1 pseudogene is annotated in these 645 nt (G+C 72.4%); it reads right to left on the reverse strand.

Features of this window, described 5'->3' with window-relative positions:
- Positions 1 to 585 (reverse strand): annotated as a pseudogene (locus RM812_RS42080) (LysM peptidoglycan-binding domain-containing protein); the annotation flags it as partial.
- Between the last annotated feature and the right edge of the window lie 60 nt (positions 586 to 645).

Below are 645 nucleotides of genomic sequence, written 5' to 3' on the forward strand. Positions count from 1 at the left end.
GCTGTAGACCCCGTCGGTCACCGGCAGCAGGTAGGTGCTGTCGGGGGCGTCGGCGGGCAGGCGCGGGTCACGCCCGAGCCAGGTCCGCAGCTTGCTGATGGAGGTGTTGCGGGTCTTGGCGTTCACCCGCTGGCCGGGCCAGATGGCCTCGTCGAGTTCGTGGCGGTTGCGTCCGGGGTGCAGCACGAGCCACGCCGCGATCTCGGTGAGGCTGTTACGGCGGTAGGACTCGACACGACCCAGCGCACCGACCACGTCGACCGTGCCCAGGACCCGGATCTGTGGTGCTGCCGGCGGGTCGGGCGGGGTGTTCAGCGCCGCGAGGATGTGGGAGGTGACGGCGGTGACCCGGGCCAGGGGCGGCCTGGGCGCCTGCACGGCTGCAGCTTCGGGGGACGGGTGCTGCTGCGGTGCCTCGTCGGCCGGCGGGCCTTCGAGGTGGGCAGGGCCGGCCGCGCCGTCGCTGGTCTCGTCGAGCTCGTCCGGCATGTCGGTGCTGGAGGCGGTGGTCTGCTCGTCGAGGACTTCCGCGATCACCTCGTCGAAGTCGAGAGGGGCTTCGCTGTCCGGGGCAGAGGGCGTCACCTGCTCGTCCAGGTCCTCCGACGTAGGGACGGCAGCGCTGCTGACGGCGGGGTTCAGGGC

The sequence above is a fragment of the Streptomyces lancefieldiae genome, assembly GCF_031845825.1.
GTDB classification, from domain to species: Bacteria; Actinomycetota; Actinomycetes; order Streptomycetales; family Streptomycetaceae; genus Streptomyces; species Streptomyces lancefieldiae.